The 599-nt window shown below is 73.5% G+C and carries 1 protein-coding gene; it reads right to left on the minus strand.

All coding sequences use genetic code 11. The features are described 5' to 3' along the window. Window positions 1-599, minus strand: a 599-nt coding sequence (locus ACZ92H_RS29425; RefSeq protein ID WP_465052398.1) for a Rossmann-fold NAD(P)-binding domain-containing protein, incomplete at both ends; no start/stop codon positions are given.

Consider the following 599-nt stretch of genomic DNA (forward strand, 5'->3'; position numbering starts at 1 on the left):
CCAGGCGCCGCACCCCATACTGGCGCACGGCATGCTGCGCGCACAGCATGCCGATGCCGCGCGTGCCGCCCGTCACCAGCAGCACCTGCTGCGCCTCGAAGCGCGGCAGCGGCGCCAGCCCGGCCGCCGGGGCCAGCGCCTCGCCGCGCAATAGCGCGCGGTAGCGCTGCGCGCCCCGGTAGCACACTGCCGCTTCCAGGTCGTCGGTCTGCAGTTCCGCGCAGACCTGCTCCAGCATCTCGGCCTCGCCGGCGCCCTCTTCCAGGTCCACATGGCGCGACACCAGACGGCCGTACTCGCTTTGCAGCATGCGGTACAGGCCCACGCGGCGCGCGCCGGCCAGATTCACCTGCGCCTGGCGGAAGCGCTCCAGGCCCTGCGTGACGCACAGCACCACGCCATGCTCCTGGCGCCGTGCCTCGATCCACTGCTGCAGCGGCGTGATCCATGCCAGCGCTGCCGGCGCCGCGCCGGCGCAGCCGCTCAAGTCGACCCAGGCGTCGTACTGCCGCCAGTCGCGCGGCGCATGCAGCTGCTCATCCTTGCCGCCATCGATGACGATGCTGCCGGCATGGCGCCGGGCCAGCTGCGCCGCCAGC

Source organism: Janthinobacterium foliorum (genome assembly GCF_978021625.1).